Source organism: Ruegeria sp. BJ3 (genome assembly GCF_056535665.1).
On the sequence record NZ_JBQFIT010000001.1, the window covers coordinates 1582186 to 1603643 of the forward strand.

Sequence of the window (21458 nt, forward strand, 5' to 3'; positions counted from 1 at the left end):
TCGGACTCAGGACCTCGACATGACCCCAGGCGCGCGCGTTCAGGCCGCTATCGAAATCCTAGACGATTTTCTGGGCGGAACTCCCGCCGAGAAAGCGTTGACGGGCTGGGCGCGGCGCAGCCGTTTTGCCGGATCGAAGGACAGGGCAGCGATCCGCGACCATGTCTTTGACGCGCTTCGGCATCTTCGGTCTTACGCTGCGATCGGCGGCGCAAGGACGGGGCGAGGCCTGATGTTGGGCGCTCTGCGGTCGCAGGGTCAGGACCCGGGCGATCTGTTCACCGGAGATCGTCACGCCCCAGACCACGTCACGGCGGACGAGGTCGGTCGCCTATTCGAAACGGAAGCCGAGCAGTTTGACATTCCCGAGTGGCTTTGGCCGGTTTTCGAGCGGTCGCTTGGTGAAAATGCCAGAGAGGCCGCCGCCGCGCTGCAATCGCGCGCTCCGGTTCACCTGCGGGTCAATTTGGCCCGCACGAGCTTGCAAGAGGCGGTGGACGCGCTGACGCGGGAAGGGATTTCCACTGCGCCGCACCCGGCCTGCGAGACAGCGCTTGAAGTTGTCGAAGGTGCCCGGAAGATTTCGCAATCCCAAAGCTATCGTGACGGCTTGGTCGAGTTGCAGGATGCAGCGAGCCAAGCTGTCGTTGCTGCATTGAACCTCAGGCCTGGCATGAGGGTTCTGGACTATTGTGCCGGGGGTGGCGGCAAGGCGCTGGCCATGGCCGCCACCGGCGGTGTCGAAGTCTTCGCCCATGACGCCAACCCCGGGCGCATGCGTGACCTTCCTGATCGAGCGCAACGGGCGGGAGCGCGCATTACCATCCTGTCGACAGATGACTTGGTAAAACACGGCCCGTTTGACGTGGTGCTGACTGACGCTCCCTGTTCCGGGAGCGGCTCGTGGCGGCGCGCACCTGCGGGCAAATGGGCATTGACGCCCGAGCAACTGGCCCAGTTGCCTCAGACACAATTGTCCATTCTGGACGCAGCCGCACCCCTCGTCGGTGATGGTAGTGTATTGGCCTACGCCACCTGTTCGATGCTGGATGTCGAAAACAGAGGCGTCATAGACACGTTCCTGTCGTCGCATCCGGAATGGCAATGCACGTTCAGCCGATTGTGGCAGGTTGTACACGGCACCGACGGCTTCTATTCCGCCCACTTGACGCGACGCTGATACGCTGAAAACAACTTAAAGGAGAATATTCGCCGGATTCCTTAAGCGGATATTAACCCTTTGTGCCACGATATGCCGTGGATTGATTTTGAATTGAGTTGTTGATGACCGAAGTCGCTCAATTTACGCCAAGCTTGACTGGGCGGCACTTTCCGAGCTGGTCGCGGGCCATCTCTCTGGTCGGTGTCGCGCTTTTGTTGGTCATTCTCGCACAGTTCTTTCCGATCTTACCCCAGTTGGTTTCGGGCCTGCTGGCGGTCGGAGGGTCTTTTCTGGCCGTTGGCGCGTTTGTTATGTTGCGCGGATGGTTCTCGTATCGCGTTGACAAACAGGCGCAAACCATTCTCGCGTCGTTTCTAGAAAAAGAGCCCGCCCCGGGATTCATCACGGATGCCAACGGGCGGGTGCTGATCGTGAATTCCGCAGCGCGAGACAGGTTCAACGCCTCGACAGGCGCAAGGCTGGACATGTGTTTGCAGTCCGTTTTCGCCAATCCTGCGGCGATACTGGTTCGGATGCAGTCATTGGCGCAAGTCGAAGGGCGCGCGGCAGAAGACATCGTGACAAAGGGTACGACAATTCCAGTTCTGGCGATCGACCTTGGCGATGATCTGTACCTGTGGCGGATCAAGGCCTCGGGTCGGCAACCCTGGGCGTATGCTTCGCTTCCAATCGTGACGCTCGGGCGAAACGACGTGGTCCTGAACATGAATGCAGCGGCCGAGGCGATGCTCCGAGGCAGCGAAGTGGGCGCGGCCGAGGCTCTGACGCCGGAGGTCATATCCGGTGAAACGGTTCTACGCCTGCCTGCTCAAGAAGGCTCGCGGCGGGTATTCGTGTGCGAGGTTCAAAAAACCAGTGCGGGCCGGGACATAGCGCTGGTCGCGCTTGACGACGCACCTGCAGATCGGTGGACCACGACTTTCGCCGACGTCCCGGTACCCATGATGCACCTTGCTCCGGGCGGAGAGATTCTGGATGCCAATCGATTGGCGCGCAAGCTGATCGGTGATGTTGAATTGGGTCAGACCAATATTGACACGATCCTGAGCGGATTGGGGCATCCCTTGCGGGACTGGCTGCTTCAGGTCGCCGCGTGCGACGGGCCACCACGTTCCGAATTCCTGCGGCTGGGTGGAAAGGACCGAGAGGTTTTCGTTCAACTGACCTTGACCCGCATCGTCAAGAACGGTGAGGTGCGCCTGGTTGCCGTGTTGAACGACGCGACCGAACTCAAGACGCTGGAGGCTCAGTTCGTCCAAGGGCAAAAGATGCAGGCGGTCGGGCAGCTGGCGGGCGGTGTTGCGCATGATTTCAACAATCTGCTGACCGCCATTTCCGGACATTGCGACCTGCTGCTGCTGCGCCATGATCAAAGTGATCCGAACTACGGCGATCTCGTCCAGATAAACCAGAATGCCAACCGGGCCGCTGCGTTGGTCAGCCAGTTGCTGGCCTTTTCCCGAAAACAGACTCTGCGACCCGAAGTGCTGGATCTGCGCGATACCATTTCCGATCTGATCCACTTGTTGAACCGCCTGGTGGGCGAGAAGGTCAAGCTGATCCTCAGTCATGATCCGGTTCTCAAGCCCGTTCGCGCAGACAAGAGGCAGTTGGAACAGGTCATCATGAACCTGGTGGTGAACGCGCGCGATGCGATGCCCGACGGCGGAGAAATCCGTATCGAAACAGAGGTGTTTTCTTTGACCGAGCCGCTGATGCGGGACAGGGCGACCGTTCCGGTGGGTGAATATGTTTCGGTCAAGGTCATCGACAGTGGCGTCGGTATTCCGTCAGACAAGCTGCAGAAGATTTTCGAACCCTTCTACACGACCAAGCGGACAGGCGAGGGGACCGGGCTGGGTTTGTCGACGGTCTATGGCATCGTCAAGCAAACCGGCGGCTTCATCTTTGTGGACAGCACCGAAGGGCGTGGGACCGAGTTCAACGTCATGCTGCCGGTCTGCTTGGCACGGGACACCGAGGTTGCGATCGAACCGCCGGCACAACCGGAACCGAACGCGCATCAAGGCGAAGGTGTCGTTTTGCTGGTCGAGGATGAGGCGCCGGTACGCGCCTTTGCCACCCGGGCCTTGCGCCTCAAGGGCTATACCGTCTTTGAGGTGGGCTCGGCCGAGGACGCGTTGCGCATTCTCGAGGATCAGAACCTGCATGTCGACGTCTTCGTCACGGACGTGGTCATGCCCGGAATGGATGGTCCAACCTGGGTTGCCAAGGCGCTGGAAAGCCGGCCCGATGTTCGGGTGGTCTTCATGTCAGGCTATACCGAAGGCGCGTTTGGGGACGCTGGGCCGGAGATCAGAAACTCGACTTTCCTGCCCAAGCCCTTTTCACTGACACAATTGACCGAGGCGGTGTTTCAGCACCTCAACTAACGCGCCTGCTGATGCAGACGAAACTCGACGGCATGAGCCTTGCGGAATGCATCCAATGTCTGGTCCGAAAGTGTCAGTTCCCGTTTGGGCGATACGTTTTCGCGGGGCAGACTGATCCGGGCGTTCAGCCGATCTTGAAGGAAGTCCAGAATTTCGTCCTGGTGTTCGTAGCGAAAGATATGCGAAGCGCCGGCGCCATTGCTGCGGCTCCGGAAGAATTCAGTTTGGCTTCCGACATCGGCAAACCCGGGACGGGGCGATTGCATATAGGCCTGAACAAACATGTCGAAAGACATGCCGGCGGTCGAATGCGGGTGGCCAGTCAATTCGGTGCGCGTCCTGTACCGGTACCAGCTGCCCAGCCAATCGACGGGTTCGCGGACTACGGCCATGATTTCCATTTCCGTGTCGTACATCTTGCGGAAAATGTTTTGGAAGAAACGGTCATAGCGACGCACCGGCGCATGTTTCAGATCCGGTGGACCCGATACCACGATATCTGCGCGGTCCCGCAACGCGACCTGATAGGCGGTGCTTCCGGTTTTGGGCAGCGACAGAAGCGCAAGGCGTTCCTTGAAGAAGATCAGCATTTCATGTCTTTCCTGCGCCGAAGGCTGTCGTGCCGCATGATTGTCCGCCCCGGCGGCCGAGGTCAATTGCTTCCGCACAAAATCACCAGCCTGTTCAAGTTAAATTTCATCGCAAAGACAGAGCCTTGGGCATGATTGAGCAGTTTCGAGATCAGAATAAACGACTCTTTAACCTCTTCATCGAAGGGTAAGGAATGAAAGTTTTTGTTGAAATGTTCTCTTTTTGATCTCATAAGGAACAAGAGGCGAACAAAGCAGCGATTGCCGCCCGGTGATGGGTGTGACAAAAGGGAAGGCGACAGGACAATGGCGGATCTTCTGACAATGAACGACAAGAAAAACCCCGACAAGCAAAAGGCGCTGGACAGCGCGTTGGCGCAGATCGAGCGGCAGTTCGGCAAGGGCTCGATCATGAAATTGGGCGATGGCGCCCGGCAGGAGATCGAGGCCAGTTCGACCGGGTCACTCGGGCTGGATATCGCCCTTGGCATCGGCGGACTGCCGATGGGTCGGATTGTCGAAATTTACGGCCCGGAAAGCTCGGGCAAGACGACCCTGACCCTGCATTGTATCGCCGAGCAGCAGAAACGCGGCGGCGTCTGTGCATTCGTCGATGCGGAACACGCGCTGGACCCGCAATACGCCCGCAAGCTGGGGGTGGATCTGGACGAACTGTTGATCTCACAGCCCGACACGGGTGAACAGGCGCTGGAAATCACCGATACGCTGGTGCGTTCCGGCGCAGTCAACATGGTTGTGGTGGACTCGGTGGCGGCGCTGACGCCGAAATCCGAGCTGGAAGGCGACATGGGCGACAGCAGCGTGGGCGTGCAGGCCCGGCTGATGAGCCAGGCGATGCGCAAACTGACAGGCTCGATCGCCCGCAGCAACTGCATGGTGATCTTCATCAACCAGATCCGCATGAAGATCGGCGTCATGTTCGGTAGCCCGGAAACCACGACCGGGGGCAACGCCCTGAAATTCTACAGCTCGGTCCGCCTGGACATCCGCCGCATCGGCGCGATCAAGGACCGCGACGAGGTGGTCGGCAACCAGACCCGCGTGAAGGTGGTGAAAAACAAGGTGGCCCCGCCGTTCAAGCAGGTTGAATTCGACATCATGTATGGCGAAGGCATCAGCAAGATGGGCGAACTGCTGGATCTTGGCGTCAAAGCCGGAGTGGTCGAAAAATCCGGCTCGTGGTTCAGCTATGGGGATGAGCGGATTGGGCAGGGGCGCGAGAACGCCAAGCAATACCTGCGGGACAACAGTCGGGTTGCGCTGGAAATCGAGGACAAGATCCGTGCCGCGCACGGGCTTGATTTCGACATGCCGCCTGCGGCGGATGAGGATGATATCCTCGAAGCCTGATCGGAAGATCAGAGAGAACACTGGCAAGGTGAGCCTTCGGGTTCACCTTGTTTCGTTTGCACTGCAGCAATCCTGTGGACTATCGGCGGGCAGGGGGCTAAACCGTCGCGATAGATCATGAATGCGCGCTGAGAGAGCCCAATGCCCACGCTGAACGATATCCGCTCAACCTTTCTGAACTACTTTGCCAAACAAGGGCACGAAGTGGTCGCGTCGAGCCCGCTTGTGCCGCGCAACGACCCGACGCTGATGTTCGTCAACTCGGGCATGGTGCAGTTCAAGAACCTGTTCACCGGCCTTGAGACACGCGACTACACACGTGCCACCACGGCGCAGAAATGCGTGCGCGCCGGCGGCAAGCACAACGACCTGGACAATGTCGGTTACACGGCCCGCCACCACACGTTCTTCGAGATGCTGGGCAACTTCTCGTTCGGAGACTATTTCAAATCGGAAGCGATTCCGTTCGCTTGGGAGTTGATCACCAAGGAGTTCGGGATCGACAAGAATCGTCTGCTGACGACCGTCTATCATACCGATGACGAGGCGTTCGAGATATGGAAGAAAGTCGGCGTTCCCGAAGACCGGATCATCCGCATCGCCACCAGCGACAATTTCTGGCAGATGGGCCCGACCGGCCCCTGCGGCCCCTGTACCGAGATCTTCTATGATCACGGCGACCACATCTGGGGCGGACCTCCGGGATCGGCCGAGGAAGACGGTGACCGGTTCATCGAGATCTGGAATATCGTTTTCATGCAGAACGAGCAGTTCGAAGACGGCTCGATGCGTGAACTGGACATGCAGTCGATCGATACCGGCATGGGTCTGGAACGGATCGGCGCGTTGCTGCAGGGCAGCCATGACAACTATGACACCGACCTGTTCAAGACACTGATCGAGGCCTCGGCCGAAGTCACGCATGTGGACCCCTATGGCGATCAGAATGTGCACCATCGGGTAGTTGCCGACCACTTGCGGTCGACCTCTTTCCTGATTGCTGACGGGGTCATGCCCTCGAATGATGGTCGCGGATATGTCCTGCGCCGGATCATGCGCCGGGCCATGCGCCATGCGCATCTTCTGGGCGCCAAGGATCCGGTCATGCACAAGCTTGTTCCGACACTGGTTCAATTGATGGGCGCGCAGTATTCCGAGCTGGGTCGTGCTCAGGCTCTGATCGAAGAGACGTTGTTGTTGGAGGAAACCCGGTTCAAGCAGACGCTGGACCGCGGCCTCAAACTGCTGGATGACGAAGTGGCGGGCCTGCCGGACGGGGCGCCACTGCCCGGGGATGCCGCCTTCAAGCTGTATGACACCTATGGGTTCCCGCTTGACCTGACCCAGGATGCCCTGCGCGAAAAAGGTCGGACGGTTGATACCGACGGATTCGACGCCGCCATGGCCGAGCAGAAGGCGAAGGCGCGCGCCGCCTGGGCTGGTTCGGGTGAGGCTGCAGATCAGGCAGTCTGGTTCGACATACTGGACGCAAGCGGTGCGACCGATTTCCTGGGCTACGAAACAGAAGTGGCTGAGGGTCAGGTTGTGGCCCTGGTGGTCGACGGTGACCTTGTAGACCGTATCGAGCAGGGCGGATCCGGCTGGGTGGTCGTAAATCAGACACCCTTTTACGGCGAGGCGGGTGGCCAAGTTGGCGATTCCGGCAGCATCCGCCGTCTTGAAGATCGCACCCAGAGCGCGACGGTCGAAGACACCCGGAAGTTCGCGGATGGCAAGGTCTATGCACACAAGATCGTCGTGGACAGCGGTGCGGTAGCCAAAGGTGATGCCGTCGAACTAGAAGTCGATCACGCCCGGCGTTCGGCCATTCGAGCGAACCATTCGGCGACGCACCTCCTGCACGAAGCGCTGCGCGAAACGCTTGGCGATCATGTTGCACAGCGCGGATCGTTGAATGCTGCCGACCGTCTGCGGTTTGATTTCAGCCACGCCAAAGCGCTGACACCGGCCGAGCTGCAGACCGTTGAACGCGAGGTGAATGAGTTCATTCGTCAGAACTCGACGGTCGAAACCCGTATCATGACCCCGGACGATGCCCGCGCCTTGGGTGCACAGGCGTTGTTCGGTGAAAAATACGGCGACGAAGTCCGGGTTGTCTCGATGGGCAAGGCCCAGACCGGCAAGGGCCATGACGGCCAAACCTGGTCGATCGAACTGTGTGGCGGTACGCATGTGCGCCAGACTGGTGATATCGGGACCTTTGTCATTCTGGGTGACGGCGCAAGCAGCGCGGGTGTGCGGCGGATCGAAGCTCTGACCGGGGACGCTGCATTGCGGTATTTGACCGAGCAGGATCGGCGCCTTGGCCAGATTGCCGCCGAGTTGAAGGCGCAGCCGGATGATGTCGTCGATCGCATCAAAGCTCTGCTGGACGAGCGCAAGTCGTTGCAGAACGAAGTGGCGCAGTTGCGCCGCGATCTGGCGATGGCCGGTGGAGCCGGTCAAGGCGGCGGCGCTGAGGCCAAAGAGATCAATGGCGTCAAGTTCCTGGCGCAGGCTCTGAATGGGGTGTCGGGCAAGGATCTGCCGGCCCTCATTGATGAGCACAAAGCGCGGCTGGGATCAGGAGCCGTTCTTCTGATCGCCGACACGGGGGGCAAGGCTGCAGTCGCCGCCGGTGTCACAAGTGACCTGACGCAGTCGATATCGGCCGTCGATCTGGTCAAGGCTGCGGTGCAGGAACTGGGCGGCAAGGGCGGCGGCGGGCGTCCCGACATGGCGCAGGGCGGTGGTCGCGACGCCGCCAACGCCGCGGCGGCCATCAAGGCCGCGGAAGAGGTTTTGGGAGGATAAGATGCCAGCACTCTGGATAGCACATGTCACGGTTACTGATGCCGAAGCTTATGGCAAATACGCCGAGCTTGCCGGCCCGGCCATTTCCAAACACGGGGGCACGTTCATCGCCCGTGCAGGGCGCTACGTCCAACTGGAAGGCAAAGAGCGGCCCCGCAATGTCGTAGCCAAGTTCCCGTCGGTTGAAGCCGCCGTCGCCTGTTACAACTCGGCTGAATACCAAGAAGCCCTGAGCCACGCCCGGGGCGCAAGCGAGCGCGAATTGCTGGTCGTCGAAACGACCGAGTGAGAATCAGCCGGAGCCGGTTTTGGATCGGCTCCGGAACCCGCTTTGGATGACGCAACGTCAGACAAAGTTGCGACACCGATCCGGGAATTGGGCCAAAATTGTTCCGGTGATCACGTCCCGCAATAAAATTTACTCATGTTTTCAATTGGTTGAGCCTTTTTGTGGCGGTGAAATTATGACGCTCTACCTCTAATTGTGTCAGGCTTCGCCATTTTCTTGCGCAGAAAAGGTCATATTGAGTTACGAATTTCCGCCGTTTTTTGCCGACAACCTGACCGAGGATTGCCAGAGCCAGTCTGTTAACGGATAGTTTCCAAAAGCAGAATATGGTCCTCAGAAGCGGCAGTCAGTCGAACGTATGGGATCGAGGGACAGGCATGAATCGGGTTTTGGACAGGTTCAACGCAGTGGCAAGTCGCGCAGCCAGAAAGGCCACATTGGCTCTGGGTGTGTTGGGAGTGATCGGCGGTGCCGTTCTTACGACAGGACAAGCCAGCGCTTCAGAGACAGCTTTCATTTCGGGATTTTCGGCTTCGCCACCGCCGTCGGGCGCACGGACACTGTGCCGACAGTATGCGTGGGCCTGTGCGAACAAGAAATCGGTTTCGCTGCCCAGCCATCAGGAGCTGCGACTGGTCAAGCAAATCAATGCCCAGGTCAATGCGACAACGCGTGAGGTCACGGATCAGGTGCAGTACAAGACGCGGGAGCGTTGGGCCCTGCCAACATCGCGCGGCGGTGATTGCGAGGATTTTGCGCTGCTGAAAAAGCGTGACCTAATCAAGGCAGGAATTGATCCCAACAAGCTTTTGCTGGCGACCGTCCTGGACACCCGTCGCGGACCTCACGCGGTTCTGGTTTACCGCTCCAATCAGGGTGATCTCGTACTGGACAACCTGACCAATCGGATCAAACCCTGGTCGGCCACACGCTATTTGTTCCTGCGGATGCAGGACCCGAAACAGCCCCAGCGTTGGGTTGGGATCTACGGGCGAAGCTAAGAAGCAACAGCGAATTTGAGTTTCTTTAAGGCTCCAGCAAAAAAGGGCGATGAATTCATCGCCCTTTGTCATTTGTATGCCAGACTGCCACTCAAACGTGGCATCACGACCAAAGGCGGTTAGTCCTCGTCGTTGTTGGCGTTGTTGCCCTGACCAGGGCTTGCGCCTTCCGATCCATTTCCACCGCCATTATTACCGTTAACGCCGCCGCCGTTACCGTTGCCGCCGCCGTTACCGTTGCCGCCGCCGTTACCGTTGCCGCCGCCGTTACCGTTGCCGCCGCTTGAGCTGCCACCGTCGCCGCCGCCCGAGCCGCCATCACCCGAGCCGCCGCCGTCACCGCCGTCGCCACCGCCCGAGCCGCCATCACCCGAGCCGCCGCCGTCACCGCCGTCGCCACCACCAGAGCCGCCGTCACCAGATCCACCGCTGGAGCTACCGCCGCTTGAGCTGCCACCACCATCGCCGGACCCACCGCTGGAGCTGCCGCCACTCGAGCTGCCACCGCCATCGCCGGACCCGCCGCTGGAGCTGCCTCCGCTGGAGCTTCCACCATCGCCAGAACCGCCGCTGGAGCTGCCGCCGCTTGAGCTGCCACCGCCGTCGCCGGACCCACCACTGGAGCTACCGCCACTGGAACTGCCGCCGCTGGAGCTGCCACCGCTGGAGCTACCGCCCGATCCATCCGGGGGCGGTGCGGGATTATTGCCACCGCTCGAGCCACCGCTGGAGCTGCCACCACTGGAACTGCCACCGCTGGAGCTGCCGCCACCGGTTGGGGTAACGCCGCTTCCGCCAGAGGAACTCCCACCGCTCGAGCTGCCGCCCGAAGAACTACCACCCGGGTCCGAAGGGCCGTCGCCGGATCTTTGATCAACCGTACCAATCGACGCGGTCGGGAAATCCGTCAGTACGGCCGCAAAGGCAGGACAGGTCTGCAAAGTGCGGGCAAGAATGTCTTCGAAATCGGCACGACGCTGGATGTAACGCAGCATCCGTGCATCCACGACCGTACAGGCACACAGGGTTTCTGTGGAAACCGACTGCCGGGCTGTCTGGATCGTACACTTGTCCGCGGCGACAACAGGCCCGCCGGACATCAGAGGCAATGAAGCTGAAGCAAATACTATTGTCAGTAGACGGGATTTGATGCGCATATCGCGCCTCCTTAAACTCGTTAAACTCATCACCGAACAACCTGGCGATGACACACTTTGAACACAAATACACCCCTATCACGTCGCATTTTCAAGGGCAACACCGCGATAGCGATGCGGAATTAACTCATCTTATGAGCGAAATTGCAGGTAAAACAAAAGGGAAGCCATGAACCATTCATGGCTTCCCTGAGAAAACACCGTTTCAGATGGACGCAAAAATGCCACATTCGCGCCATTGTTTCCGACACGTTCAAAATCGAACGGACCGGGGGTCAGGCTGACTTGGCCATACGCTTGCGTTCGTGCGGGTCAAGGAACCGCTTTCGCAGTCGAATCGCGTTCGGGGTTACTTCGACCAGCTCATCGTCGTCGATGTAAGCAATGGCCTCCTCCAGCGAGAACTGGACATGCGGTGTCAGGCGAACGGCATCGTCCGAACCGCTGGCCCGCACGTTTGTCAGTTTCTTGCCTTTCAGCGGGTTCACCTCAAGGTCATTGTCCCGCGAGTGTTCGCCGATGATCATACCCTGGTACACATCGGTCTGGGGGCCGACGAACATCCGCCCACGCTCCTCCAGGTTCCACAGCGCATATGCGACGGCCTGGCCGTTCTCCATCGAGATCAGAACGCCGGCGCGGCGGCCGGGGATCGGGCCCTTGTGCGGTGCCCAGCCGTGGAAAACGCGGTTCAGAACGCCGGTGCCGCGGGTGTCGGTCAGGAATTCACCGTGATAGCCAATCAGACCGCGCGACGGTACATGCGCGATAATGCGGGTTTTGCCAACGCCTGCGGGGCGCATCTCAACCAGCTCGCCCTTGCGCGCGCCTGTCACCTTTTCGATGACTGCGCCCGAGAATTCGTCATCCACGTCGATGGTGACTTCCTCGATGGGCTCCAGGCGTTGGCCGTCTTCCTCGCGGAACAGAACCTGCGGGCGCGAGATGCTGAGCTCGAACCCTTCGCGACGCATGTTCTCGATCAGAACGCCCATCTGCAACTCACCGCGGCCCGCAACCTCGAAGGCTTCGCCGCCGGGGGTGTCGGTGATCTGGATCGCCACGTTCGATTCGGCCTCTTTCATCAGGCGGTCGCGGATGACGCGCGACTGGACCTTCTTGCCGTCACGCCCCGCCAGCGGCGAGTCGTTGATGCCGAAGGTGACGGTGATGGTCGGCGGGTCGATCGGCTGGGCGGGCAGGGCCTCGTCCACCTGGGGCGCCACCAGCGAATCCGCAACGGTGGCCTTGCTCATGCCTGCGATGGTTACGATGTCGCCCGCTTCGGCGACGTCGATCGGTTGCTGGCTGAGGCCGCGGAAGGCCAGGATCTTGGTAGCCCGGAAATTCTCGATCAGCTTGCCATCACGGCTGAGCGCTTTGAGGCTGTCACCCGCTTTGAGCGTACCGCTTTCCACACGGCCGGTCAGAATGCGACCGATGAACGGGTCGCTGCCCAGAGTGGTCGCCAACATGCGGAAGGGTTCATCCTTGCGCTCAGCTTGTTTGGGGGCGGGAACGTGGTCGACTACTAGATCGAACAGGGCGGACAGGTCCTTGCGTGGGCCGTCCAGTTCCATATCGGCCCAGCCGGACCGCCCCGAGGCGTACATGGCAGGGAAATCCAGCTGGTCGTCGTCGGCGCCGAGGTTGGCGAACAGGTCAAAGCATTCGTCCAGCGCGCGGTCGGGCTCGGCATCGGGCTTGTCGACCTTGTTCAGCACCACGATTGGACGCAGACCCAGTGCCAGCGCCTTCGATGTCACGAATTTCGTCTGGGGCATCGGGCCTTCGGCGGCATCGACCAGAAGCACAACACCGTCGACCATGCTGAGGATGCGCTCGACCTCGCCGCCGAAATCGGCGTGGCCGGGGGTGTCAACGATGTTGATGCGCGTGCCTTTCCACTCGACACTGGTGGCCTTGGCCAGAATGGTGATGCCGCGTTCACGTTCGAGATCGTTGCTGTCCATGGCGCGCTCGGCCACGGCCTGGTTCTCCCGGAATGCACCGGATTGTTTCAGAAGCTCGTCAACCAGGGTCGTTTTACCGTGGTCCACGTGAGCGATGATTGCGATGTTGCGCAGGTCCATGAGGTCAGCCTTTGAACGGGAAGTTGCCGCGCGCATAACGCGGCGCGGCACAAGTTACCAGCCCTAACGCGCGATCAGTGGCCCGCAGTCTGCGAAAAGAGGTGGATGACCAGAATGCCGCCCAGAATCATCGCAAGGCCCAGAACCGCCGGCCAGTCCAGCCGTTGGCCGAAAACCACAAAGCCGATCAGCGCAATCAGAGCGATGCCAAGCCCGGACCAGATCGCGTAAACGATGCCGACGGGCATTACCTTCAGCGTCAGCGCCATCAGGTAAAAGGCAAAGCCATAGCCCACCACCACCAGAACCGAGGGCCAGAACCGGGTGAATTGCTGGCTGGCCTGCAGTGCGGTCGTTCCGATTGTCTCGGCAATAACGGCGAGAAGGAGGATCAGGTAGGCGTGGGGCATGGTTCTTGAACCCTTGATGCAGCTGCTGGGACGTTGAGCACAGAATTCAGAAACGGCGCAAGGAAATTCAGGCAGCCGCCCTTTTCGTTGGTTCACCTAGGGTCAGGTAAACCCGACTATGGCAAGGTCGGAAAGCGTGTAAACTACTCCACGTTTTCGATTACTTTTTTAACGAGTGTGTTTCATGACGACATTTGCAAAAACGGTCGTGTTTGCTTCGGCAATAATCGTGGCGATTGGGTGGCTTGCTGACGGGGGGTCCGTCGATACTGACGCAGCCAAATTGGTTGATAGGTCAAGCGCAACAAAAGTTTGAACGCCACGAATGAAACGAAAAAGGAGCCCGCGGGCTCCTTTTTTGTACGCCTATTGCTTTTCGATCGCCTTTACCTTGGACCGGTGATCCGACAGCCTCTTGATCAGGAACTGCCGCGCCTTGCGCTCGGCCAACCGGACGCGGATTTCGGTAAGGAAAGCCTCCTCAAGCGATTGGGACGCCGCGCCCAGCACGTCACCGACTTCGACATAGAACCGATCCTGGCCCGTTTCGTCCATGACCTTCATCGTATCCTCGGCCAGTTTCGCCGCGAGAATGGTGATGGTGTCGGACATCAGCGTGTGTTCTCGGTCAGGCGGCGTTTGACGTAGTCGGTCACGTTGGTCATCAGCGTATCCATGTGCTCACCCTGGAAGAAGTGGTCGGCTCCTTCAACCTCGGTGTGGGTGATGGTGATACCCTTCTGTTCGTGCAGCTTTCCGACCAGTGCGGTGGTGTCCGCCGGCGGTGCCACCCGGTCAGCCGTTCCGTTGATGACCAGCCCGGACGAGGGGCAGGGGGCAAGGAACGAAAAATCATACATGTTCGCGGGCGGCGACACGCTGATGAAGCCGGTGATCTCGGGGCGACGCATCAGCAACTGCATGCCGATCCAGGCTCCGAACGAAAAGCCCGCAACCCAGCAATGTTTCGAGTTGTTGTTCATCGACTGCAGATAGTCCAGCGCCGATGCCGCGTCGCTGAGTTCTCCGACTCCCTGGTCATACTCGCCCTGGCTGCGGCCGACGCCCCGGAAATTGAATCGCAGGACCGTAAAGCCCATGTTGTAGAACGCGTAGTGCAGGTTGTAGACGACCTTGTTGTTCATGGTCCCGCCGAACTGGGGGTGCGGGTGCAGCACGATGGCGATCGGTGCGTCTTTTTCCTTCTGGGGGTGGTAACGGCCTTCCAGTCGGCCTTCAGGTCCGGGAAAAATCACCTCGGGCATGTGTGCGGTTGTCCTGTCTTTTTCTCGCGGGCGCCGGGATATACTTGACGGTTATCGTCAGGCACCTTAGAACGGTTCTAATTGAGTATCGCAGCGTGAACACGCTGTCAGTCGGAGATACGCACTGACCGCGGCGACGTCAATGTTTTCACGCGGTTCACGCCGGAGGGATCGAGGAAATGAAGCTGTCCACCAAAGGTCGTTACGCAATGGTTGCGCTGGCTGACATCGCGCTTCAGCCCGCCGACACTTTGGTGACGCTGGGTGAGATTTCCGAGCGTCAGGACATCTCGCTTCCTTATCTGGAACAGTTGTTCGTCAAACTTCGCCGCGCCGATCTGGTCGCATCGGTGCGCGGGCCGGGGGGCGGCTATCGTCTGGCGCGGCCTGCGTCCGAGATTCGCGTGGTCGAGATTTTGTCGGCGGTGGACGAGACCGTGGACGCCATGCACAAGGGGGCCGGGGCTTCGGGGGGATCCTCGGGCAGCCGGGCGCAGTCGCTGACCAATCGCCTGTGGGAAAGTCTCAGTGCGCATGTCTACGTGTTCCTGCACCAAACACGCTTGTCCGATGTGATCCAGAACGACCTTGCGCCGTGTCCGGCGGTGCCTGGGCTGTTCTCGGTCGTGGATGATTGACCGGTGAGCGGATCGGGAATCTCGAAGGGTGTGGCCGTGGATGAAAAGGTGAGTCCATGAGACGTGTTTACCTGGATCACAACGCCACGACCCCGCTGCGCCCCGAGGCGCGCGACGCGATGATCGCGGCGATGGAGGTCTGCGGCAACCCCTCCTCGGTACATGCCGAGGGGCGAGCGGCCAAGGCCGTCATCGAAAAGGCGCGTGCGCAGGTTGCGGCTGCCTTTGGGGCGGATGGGGCCGATATCGTATTCACATCCGGGTCGACCGAAGGCGCGGCGCTGGCCTTGGAAGGGCACGACCTGCATGGCGCGGCGATCGAACATGATGCCGTAAGGGCCTGGACTGTCGAGGATTTGCCGGTTTCGAGCCAAGGCGTTGTTACGGTTTCCGATCCGGCTCGGTCCACGTTGCAGCTCGCCAATTCTGAGACCGGACTCATTCAGGCCTTGCCCAAGGGTCTGGCCGTCACCGATGCCACGCAAGCGTTCGGGAAATTGCCGATCGCCTTCAACTGGTTGGACGTGCAGATGGCGTTGGTCTCGGCGCACAAGCTGGGCGGGCCAAAGGGTGCGGGCGCCGTGGTGATGAAACGCGGCACCGATCTGGAGGCCCGGATTAAGGGCGGTGGCCAGGAAATGGGGCGCCGGTCGGGAACGGAAAATGTCATTGGAATAGCAGGGTTCGGCGCTGCGGCTGAAGCAGCGGCGCGGGATCTGGCAAACGGAGTTTGGGAAAAGGTTGCAGAACTTAGAAATATTCTAGAAAAGGCCCTTGAGGCTGGTTCTAAATCTACTATTTTTGTCGGGAAAGATCAGGATCGGTTGCCTAACACCCTGTGCTTTGCGACGCCCGGCTGGAAGGGCGAAACGCAGGTAATGCAGATGGATCTGTCGGGCTTTGCGATCAGCGCCGGTTCGGCCTGCTCCAGCGGCAAGGTGAAGGCAAGCGCGGTACTGACCGCAATGGGATATGACGAGGCCACGGCAGCCAGCGCAGTACGCGTTTCGCTGGGCCCCGAGACGAGTGAAGAAGACGTGCTACGTTTCGCCGAAACGTGGCTGGAAAAAGAGAAAAAGCATCGCGCGCGGGCCGCGTGATCTGACGGAGGGTGGAACATGGCCGCTTTGGACCAGACCCAGGTAAAAGAAGGTGTCGATCAGGAAACCGTTGACGCGGTACGCGAGGTCGGAACCTATAAATACGGGTGGGATACGGATATCGAGATGGAGTACGCGCCCAAAGGCGTGAACCCCGATATCGTCAAGCTGATCTCGGAAAAGAACGAAGAACCCGAGTGGATGACCGAATGGCGTCTGAAAGCCTTCGAGCGCTGGACCCAGATGGAAGAGCCCAAATGGGCCATGGTTCACTATCCGAAGATCGACTTTCAGGACCAGTATTACTACGCCCGGCCCAAGTCGATGGAGACCAAGCCCAAGTCGCTGGACGAGGTCGATCCCAAACTGCTGGCCACTTACGAAAAGCTGGGTATCCCGCTGAAAGAGCAGATGATTCTGGCAGGCGTCGAAGGCGCTGAGGATGCCCCGGCCGAGGGCCGCAAGGTCGCCGTGGATGCGGTGTTCGACTCGGTTTCGGTGGGCACGACCTTCCAGGCCGAGCTGAAGAAGGCCGGCGTCATCTTCTGCTCGATCTCCGAGGCGATCAAGGAACACCCCGAACTGGTCAAAAAGTATCTGGGCTCGGTTGTTCCGGTGTCGGACAACTTCTACGCCACGTTAAACTCGGCCGTGTTCTCGGACGGCTCGTTCGTCTATGTGCCGCCCGGCGTGCGCTGCCCGATGGAGCTGAGCACCTATTTCCGCATCAACGCAGAAAACACGGGGCAGTTCGAGCGGACGCTGATCATCGCCGACAAGGGCTCGTACGTGTCCTATCTGGAAGGCTGTACCGCGCCGCAGCGTGATACCGCGCAGCTGCACGCCGCAGTGGTCGAAATCATCGTCGAAGAAGATGCCGAGGTGAAATACTCGACCGTTCAGAACTGGTTCCCGGGGGATGAGAACGGCAAGGGCGGCATCTACAACTTCGTGACCAAGCGCGCCGATTGCCGGGGCGACCGGTCAAAGGTGATGTGGACGCAGGTCGAGACCGGCAGTGCCGTGACCTGGAAATACCCGTCCTGCATCCTGCGAGGCGATGACAGCCAGGGCGAGTTCTATTCGATCGCCATCACCAACAACATGCAGCAGGCCGATACCGGCACCAAGATGATCCATCTGGGCAAGAACACCAAGTCGCGTATCGTGTCCAAGGGCATCAGCGCGGGCAAGGCCCAGAACACCTATCGCGGGCTGGTGTCGATGCACCCCAAGGCCAAGAACAGCCGCAACTATACCCAGTGCGACAGCCTGCTGATCGGCGACAAATGCGGGGCGCACACCGTTCCGTATATCGAGGTCAAGAACAACAGCAGCCGGGTCGAGCACGAGGCCACCACCTCGAAAGTCGATGACGATCAGCTCTTCTATTGCCGCCAGCGCGGCATGGACGAGGAAGAGGCCGTGGCGCTAGTTGTCAACGGGTTCTGCAAGGACGTGCTGCAGGCGCTGCCGATGGAGTTCGCCATGGAAGCCCAGCAGCTGGTCGCGATCTCGCTGGAAGGCTCGGTCGGCTGATGGCGCGTACCAGCCAAATCAGCCAAGAGGCCAAGGTTTTCGAAACCAATGCCAAGGAAGGCGCACGCTCGGAGGCTTTCTGTTGGTTGTCACGTCGGGCCGTGTTGCCGGTTGTGTTGATTTGTGTGGGACTCATTGTTGCGGCATTCGTCAAAAACGGACCGATGGCTGGAAGTCTGAGTCTTCTGATTTTCGTGCCGCTGTTGATCGTGGTTTGGAGGCTCTGGTGGCGTCAGTTTCAGAAGATATGGAAGTATTGGAGAAGTTGATGGCGCGAAATCACCAAAACGGCATCCGCAAGGATAATTTGCTGACTTGGCTTGGCTATGCGCTGCCGGTTCTGGGCGGCTTGCTGGGCGTGGCCTATGTCAACGTCAACTACACCGATTTCATCAACCCGGTCTGGGCAATCGGCGGCGGGGCGGTCCTGGGATGGATCGCGGCGCGGCTGCTGCGCAGAGTGCTGGGATAGGGACAAACCGGGGCCGGCGCGTCCCGACGATACGCAAAAGGAAAAAACATGCTGGAAATCAAGAACCTGCACGTCAAACTTGAGGAAGAGGAAAAGCAGATCCTCAAGGGCGTGGACCTGACGGTCGAGGCCGGCAAGGTACACGCGATCATGGGGCCGAACGGCTCGGGCAAGTCGACGCTCAGCTATGTGCTTTCGGGCCGTGACGGGTATGAGGTAACCGAGGGTTCGGCGACTCTGGATGGCGCCGACCTGCTGGAGATGGAGCCGGAAGAGCGTGCCGCCGCCGGCGTGTTCCTCGCGTTCCAATACCCGGTCGAAATCCCGGGCGTGGGCAACATGACCTTCCTGCGCACCGCCGTGAACGCCCAGCGCAAGGCGCGCGGCGAAGAGGAACTGTCGGCCGCCGACTTCCTCAAGCTGATCCGCGAAAAGGCCAAGTCGCTGAAGATCGACGCCGACATGCTGAAACGCCCCGTGAACGTGGGCTTCTCGGGCGGTGAGAAGAAGCGCAACGAAATCCTGCAGATGGCGATGCTGGAACCCAAGATGTGCATCCTGGACGAGACCGACTCGGGCCTTGACGTGGATGCGATGAAGCTGGTGGCCGAGGGCGTGAACGCGCTGCGCGACGAAGGCCGCGGGTTTCTGGTGATCACCCACTATCAGCGCCTGCTGGACCACATCAAACCCGACGTGGTGCACATCATGGCCGATGGCCGGATCGTCAAGACCGGCGGGCCTGAGCTTGCGCTGGAGGTCGAAAACAACGGTTACGCCGACATTCTTGCCGAGGTGAACTGATGGCCTTGCCCGATTTGAAACAATCCGCGACCGAGGCGCGGCTCGCCACGCTGCGCATGCCCGAAGCCGGCTGCACCCGCGAAGCGCGTGAGGTGGCCCTGGCCCGGCTGCGCGCCATGGGTCTGCCCGGGCGGCGCGACGAGTATTGGAAATACACGCGTCCCGATACGCTGATCTCGCCCGAGGTTCCGGTGGCCGAGGTATTCCACACCGACGAGCCGATGGTCTTTGACGGGTTTGACCGCTTGAAGATCGTCTTCGTCGATGGCGTATTCAGCCCCGAGGACAGCGATGATCTGACGCTGGAAGGCGTGAGCATCGACCGGCTTGAGGATATCTGCTGCAAGGACATCCACTGGGCCAAGCAGCTGTATGGCGTGCTGGAAGAAAGGGGCCAGACCCCGGTTCAGCGCCCGCTCGCGGCCTTGAACACCGCCTTTGCGCAGGACGGCGTGGCGATCCATGTGACCGGCAAACCGTCCAAGCCGATCAGCCTGATCTATCGCCACGACTCCGAGACCTCGGACGCGATCCTGCACCACGTGATCCGCGTGGAAAGTGGCGCCGAGGTGACAATTCTCGAGAATGGTCCGGCGGCCTCGCGGTTCAACAAATGCATCGAGATCGACATCGCCGATGGCGGCACGCTGCACCATGTCCGGGCGCAGGGCAGGGACCATCAGCGCCGCGCCGCGACGCATATGTTCACCCGGTTGGGCAAGGAATCCGTTTATAAATCCTTTACCCTGACCGTGAATGGTGTGCTGACGCGCAATGAACAGGTGGTCGAGCTGACCGGCGACGATGCGGTGGCGCATGTGGCCGGCGCTTGTGTGGGCGATGGCGACTTCCACCATGACGACACGGTGTTCATCACCCATGACGCGGTGAACTGCGAAAGCCGTCAGGTGTTCAAGAAGGTTCTGCGCAACGGCGCGACCGGCGTGTTCCAGGGCAAGATCCTGGTCAAGGAGGGCGCCCAGAAGACCGACGGTTACCAGATCAGCCAGTCTTTGCTGTTGGATGACGACAGTCAGTTTCTGGCCAAGCCCGAGCTTGAGATCTATGCCGATGACGTGGCCTGCTCGCACGGGTCGACCTCGGGTGCCATCGACGAGACCGCGATGTTCTACCTGCGCTCGCGCGGGGTTCCGGCCAAGGAAGCGACCAACATGCTGACGCTGGCCTTTTTGGCAGAAGCCGTGGAAGAGATCGAAGACGAAGCGCTGGCCGAGGACATCGTCTCGCGGCTGGAAGGCTGGTTGGCGCGGCACAGCTGATGCCGGTGACCACCGATATCGTCGCCTCCTATCGCGGGCCCGGTCGAGTTGTGCGTCGACTTCTGGACATGGGCCCGCGCGAAGACCGCGCGCTGGCCTTTGTCATGGCGTTCTGTGTGATTGGCTTTATCGCACAGTTGCCGGGCCTTGCGCGCCGTGCCCATCTTGAGGGGCTGGACCTGAACATGCTGATGGGTGGGGCCCTGTTGGGGTCGGTCTTCATTCTGCCGTTGCTGTTTTACGTCCTTGCATGGGGGACTCACCTGATTTCTCGCATGTTCGGCGGTGCAACCACGTCCTATCAGGCGCGGCTTGCGCTGTTCTGGGCTCTGCTCGCCTCATCACCGCTGGTGTTGTTGAACGGGCTGGTGGCTGGTTTCATCGGTCCGGGCCCTGTCCAGACACTGACCGGAGCCCTTTGGGTTGCGGTATTCGTCTGGTTCTGGTTTTCCGGGTTTTCTCAAACACGAAGGGCGCGGGCATGAACGCCGCATTTCTGGGACATCTGGCCGTTCTGACATTGGCAAATCCGGCCGAGGCGGCAAGGCGTCTGTTGGCCGGAGTACCCGGTCGGGATGTGCTTTGGACAGCGCTGGCATTGGTCGTTGTCCTGAACGCTTTGTCTCAATCACTATCGACCCTTGTGTTTCCGGCGCTTGATCCATCGCTGGATATGGCGTTTGAACCGGTCGTGCAGTCGTTGGCGACTTCGGCCGGAGCCGTTCTCTTGGGCATCTTCGCGTTTCATTTTGTCGGCAGGATGATTGGCGGCACCGGCAGCCTGGACGGTATGATGCTGCTGATGGTCTGGCTGCAATTCCTGCAGATTCTGGGCCAATTGATCATCTTCGTCATGGTGATGATTGCGCCGACTATGTTCCTGATCCTCGTATTGGGGATGAGCCTGTACAGCCTCTACATCAGCCTGCATTTCATCAATCAGGCGCACCATTTCGACTCGCTGGGCAAATCCTTTGTGGTCATCCTCATCTCGGGATTGCTGGCGATACCTTTCGTCCTGTTGATGACCCCAAGCGGGCCTGTTTAGGGAATTCGATC

At 60.0% G+C, this 21458-nt stretch carries 21 protein-coding genes; 15 read left to right on the top strand and 6 right to left on the bottom strand.

Features of this window, described 5'->3' with window-relative positions:
- Window positions 1-19: 19 nt before the first annotated feature.
- Both ACR3EL_RS07920 and ACR3EL_RS07925 read left to right on the top strand, forming a co-directional pair.
- The gene (locus tag ACR3EL_RS07920; protein ID WP_170338544.1) at window positions 20-1180 is read left to right on the top strand and encodes an RsmB/NOP family class I SAM-dependent RNA methyltransferase; all 1161 of its coding nucleotides are present in this window, start codon (window positions 20-22) and stop codon (window positions 1178-1180) included.
- 104 nt (window positions 1181-1284) lie between these two features.
- Window positions 1285-3576: an ATP-binding protein gene (locus tag ACR3EL_RS07925; RefSeq protein ID WP_480721099.1), complete on the top strand. Its 2292-nt coding sequence runs from the start codon at window positions 1285-1287 to the stop codon at window positions 3574-3576.
- On the opposite strand, the gene ACR3EL_RS07930 is transcribed toward ACR3EL_RS07925, so the two are convergent.
- On the bottom strand, window positions 3573-4166 hold the full coding sequence (locus tag ACR3EL_RS07930) for a gamma-glutamyl kinase (protein ID WP_170338548.1): 594 nt from the start codon (window positions 4164-4166) through the stop codon (window positions 3573-3575). The two genes, ACR3EL_RS07925 and ACR3EL_RS07930, sit on opposite strands and share 4 nt — an antisense overlap.
- A gap of 306 nt (window positions 4167-4472) precedes the next feature.
- On the opposite strand from ACR3EL_RS07930, the gene recA reads away from it, so the two are divergent.
- The 4 genes from recA (at window position 4473) to ACR3EL_RS07950 (ending at window position 9641) form a co-directional block, all read left to right on the top strand.
- The gene (gene recA / locus ACR3EL_RS07935) at window positions 4473-5537 is read left to right on the top strand and encodes a recombinase RecA (protein ID WP_170338550.1); all 1065 of its coding nucleotides are present in this window, start codon (window positions 4473-4475) and stop codon (window positions 5535-5537) included.
- Between the two features lie 141 nt (window positions 5538-5678).
- Complete coding sequence (alaS, locus tag ACR3EL_RS07940; protein ID WP_480721103.1) at window positions 5679-8351, top strand: alanine--tRNA ligase; 2673 nt, start codon at window positions 5679-5681, stop codon at window positions 8349-8351.
- A gap of 1 nt (window position 8352) precedes the next feature.
- Complete coding sequence (locus ACR3EL_RS07945) at window positions 8353-8640, top strand: DUF1330 domain-containing protein (protein ID WP_093962104.1); 288 nt, start codon at window positions 8353-8355, stop codon at window positions 8638-8640.
- Window positions 8641-9017: 377 nt separating this feature from the next.
- Window positions 9018-9641: a transglutaminase-like cysteine peptidase gene (locus tag ACR3EL_RS07950; protein WP_170338554.1), complete on the top strand. Its 624-nt coding sequence runs from the start codon at window positions 9018-9020 to the stop codon at window positions 9639-9641.
- A 119-nt stretch (window positions 9642-9760) separates the two neighbouring features.
- Here the strand turns inward: ACR3EL_RS07950 and ACR3EL_RS07955 are convergent, their stop codons facing one another.
- The 5 genes from ACR3EL_RS07955 to ACR3EL_RS07975 all read right to left on the bottom strand — a co-directional run bounded on the left by ACR3EL_RS07955 (window position 9761) and on the right by ACR3EL_RS07975 (window position 14566).
- Complete coding sequence (locus ACR3EL_RS07955; RefSeq protein ID WP_480656799.1) at window positions 9761-10636, bottom strand: hypothetical protein; 876 nt, start codon at window positions 10634-10636, stop codon at window positions 9761-9763.
- Between the two features lie 437 nt (window positions 10637-11073).
- Entirely contained in the window at window positions 11074-12891 is a 1818-nt protein-coding gene (gene typA / locus ACR3EL_RS07960) for a translational GTPase TypA (RefSeq protein WP_170338557.1), read from the bottom strand.
- Window positions 12892-12965: 74 nt separating this feature from the next.
- Window positions 12966-13301, bottom strand: a complete 336-nt coding sequence (locus ACR3EL_RS07965; RefSeq protein ID WP_170339109.1) for a DMT family transporter — start codon at window positions 13299-13301, stop codon at window positions 12966-12968.
- A 366-nt stretch (window positions 13302-13667) separates the two neighbouring features.
- A complete protein-coding gene (locus tag ACR3EL_RS07970) occupies window positions 13668-13913 on the bottom strand; it encodes a hypothetical protein (protein ID WP_093962100.1) in 246 nt (81 codons plus the stop codon).
- A complete protein-coding gene (locus ACR3EL_RS07975) occupies window positions 13913-14566 on the bottom strand; it encodes an alpha/beta hydrolase (RefSeq protein WP_480721107.1) in 654 nt (217 codons plus the stop codon). The genes ACR3EL_RS07970 and ACR3EL_RS07975 overlap by 1 nt, the downstream gene beginning before the upstream one ends.
- 179 nt (window positions 14567-14745) lie before the next feature.
- Here ACR3EL_RS07975 and iscR point away from each other — a divergent pair, with 179 nt between their 5' ends.
- From iscR to ACR3EL_RS08020, 9 genes are read left to right on the top strand one after another with little or no spacing between them, the layout of a single operon-like run.
- A complete protein-coding gene (iscR, locus tag ACR3EL_RS07980) occupies window positions 14746-15204 on the top strand; it encodes a Fe-S cluster assembly transcriptional regulator IscR (protein WP_093962098.1) in 459 nt (152 codons plus the stop codon).
- A 56-nt stretch (window positions 15205-15260) separates the two neighbouring features.
- On the top strand, window positions 15261-16304 hold the full coding sequence (locus ACR3EL_RS07985) for a cysteine desulfurase family protein (protein WP_170338559.1): 1044 nt from the start codon (window positions 15261-15263) through the stop codon (window positions 16302-16304).
- An 18-nt stretch (window positions 16305-16322) separates the two neighbouring features.
- A complete protein-coding gene (gene sufB / locus ACR3EL_RS07990) occupies window positions 16323-17843 on the top strand; it encodes a Fe-S cluster assembly protein SufB (protein ID WP_170338561.1) in 1521 nt (506 codons plus the stop codon).
- Window positions 17843-18112, top strand: coding sequence for a hypothetical protein (locus tag ACR3EL_RS07995; RefSeq protein ID WP_170338563.1), 270 nt, complete (start codon window positions 17843-17845; stop codon window positions 18110-18112). Before sufB ends, ACR3EL_RS07995 begins: the two co-directional genes overlap by 1 nt.
- A complete protein-coding gene (locus ACR3EL_RS08000; protein ID WP_170338565.1) occupies window positions 18112-18315 on the top strand; it encodes a hypothetical protein in 204 nt (67 codons plus the stop codon). The genes ACR3EL_RS07995 and ACR3EL_RS08000 overlap by 1 nt, the downstream gene beginning before the upstream one ends.
- Before the next feature lie 48 nt (window positions 18316-18363).
- Window positions 18364-19119 carry a Fe-S cluster assembly ATPase SufC gene (gene sufC / locus ACR3EL_RS08005; RefSeq protein ID WP_170338566.1) on the top strand — a complete coding sequence of 252 codons (756 nt, stop codon included), beginning with the start codon at window positions 18364-18366 and terminating at the stop codon, window positions 19117-19119.
- Complete coding sequence (sufD, locus tag ACR3EL_RS08010; protein ID WP_480721111.1) at window positions 19119-20399, top strand: Fe-S cluster assembly protein SufD; 1281 nt, start codon at window positions 19119-19121, stop codon at window positions 20397-20399. Before sufC ends, sufD begins: the two co-directional genes overlap by 1 nt.
- A complete protein-coding gene (locus tag ACR3EL_RS08015) occupies window positions 20399-20884 on the top strand; it encodes a YIP1 family protein (protein ID WP_093962092.1) in 486 nt (161 codons plus the stop codon). Before sufD ends, ACR3EL_RS08015 begins: the two co-directional genes overlap by 1 nt.
- Window positions 20881-21447 (top strand): Yip1 family protein, encoded by a 567-nt coding sequence (locus tag ACR3EL_RS08020; protein WP_093962091.1) that lies wholly within the window; start codon window positions 20881-20883, stop codon window positions 21445-21447. Before ACR3EL_RS08015 ends, ACR3EL_RS08020 begins: the two co-directional genes overlap by 4 nt.
- Window positions 21448-21458: the final 11 nt, after the last annotated feature.

Excerpts from the sequence above, each read along its gene's own strand:
- ACR3EL_RS07930 (WP_170338548.1), bottom strand. The coding sequence starts at position 4,166 with ATGCTGATCTTCTTCAAGGAACGCCTTGCGCTTCTGTCGCTGCCCAAA.
- ACR3EL_RS08015 (WP_093962092.1), top strand. The coding sequence starts at position 20,399 with ATGCCGGTGACCACCGATATCGTCGCCTCCTATCGCGGGCCCGGTCGA.
- ACR3EL_RS07920 (WP_170338544.1), top strand. The coding sequence starts at position 20 with ATGACCCCAGGCGCGCGCGTTCAGGCCGCTATCGAAATCCTAGACGAT.
- typA (WP_170338557.1), bottom strand. The coding sequence starts at position 12,891 with ATGGACCTGCGCAACATCGCAATCATCGCTCACGTGGACCACGGTAAA.
- ACR3EL_RS07950 (WP_170338554.1), top strand. The coding sequence starts at position 9,018 with ATGAATCGGGTTTTGGACAGGTTCAACGCAGTGGCAAGTCGCGCAGCC.
- ACR3EL_RS07925 (WP_480721099.1), top strand. The coding sequence starts at position 1,285 with ATGACCGAAGTCGCTCAATTTACGCCAAGCTTGACTGGGCGGCACTTT.
- ACR3EL_RS07970 (WP_093962100.1), bottom strand. The coding sequence starts at position 13,913 with ATGTCCGACACCATCACCATTCTCGCGGCGAAACTGGCCGAGGATACG.
- ACR3EL_RS07965 (WP_170339109.1), bottom strand. The coding sequence starts at position 13,301 with ATGCCCCACGCCTACCTGATCCTCCTTCTCGCCGTTATTGCCGAGACA.
- alaS (WP_480721103.1), top strand. The coding sequence starts at position 5,679 with ATGCCCACGCTGAACGATATCCGCTCAACCTTTCTGAACTACTTTGCC.
- recA (WP_170338550.1), top strand. The coding sequence starts at position 4,473 with ATGGCGGATCTTCTGACAATGAACGACAAGAAAAACCCCGACAAGCAA.
- sufB (WP_170338561.1), top strand. The coding sequence starts at position 16,323 with ATGGCCGCTTTGGACCAGACCCAGGTAAAAGAAGGTGTCGATCAGGAA.
- ACR3EL_RS08020 (WP_093962091.1), top strand. The coding sequence starts at position 20,881 with ATGAACGCCGCATTTCTGGGACATCTGGCCGTTCTGACATTGGCAAAT.
- sufD (WP_480721111.1), top strand. The coding sequence starts at position 19,119 with ATGGCCTTGCCCGATTTGAAACAATCCGCGACCGAGGCGCGGCTCGCC.
- ACR3EL_RS08000 (WP_170338565.1), top strand. The coding sequence starts at position 18,112 with ATGGCGCGAAATCACCAAAACGGCATCCGCAAGGATAATTTGCTGACT.
- iscR (WP_093962098.1), top strand. The coding sequence starts at position 14,746 with ATGAAGCTGTCCACCAAAGGTCGTTACGCAATGGTTGCGCTGGCTGAC.
- ACR3EL_RS07945 (WP_093962104.1), top strand. The coding sequence starts at position 8,353 with ATGCCAGCACTCTGGATAGCACATGTCACGGTTACTGATGCCGAAGCT.
- ACR3EL_RS07975 (WP_480721107.1), bottom strand. The coding sequence starts at position 14,566 with ATGCCCGAGGTGATTTTTCCCGGACCTGAAGGCCGACTGGAAGGCCGT.
- ACR3EL_RS07955 (WP_480656799.1), bottom strand. The coding sequence starts at position 10,636 with ATGCTGCGTTACATCCAGCGTCGTGCCGATTTCGAAGACATTCTTGCC.
- ACR3EL_RS07985 (WP_170338559.1), top strand. The coding sequence starts at position 15,261 with ATGAGACGTGTTTACCTGGATCACAACGCCACGACCCCGCTGCGCCCC.
- ACR3EL_RS07995 (WP_170338563.1), top strand. The coding sequence starts at position 17,843 with ATGGCGCGTACCAGCCAAATCAGCCAAGAGGCCAAGGTTTTCGAAACC.
- sufC (WP_170338566.1), top strand. The coding sequence starts at position 18,364 with ATGCTGGAAATCAAGAACCTGCACGTCAAACTTGAGGAAGAGGAAAAG.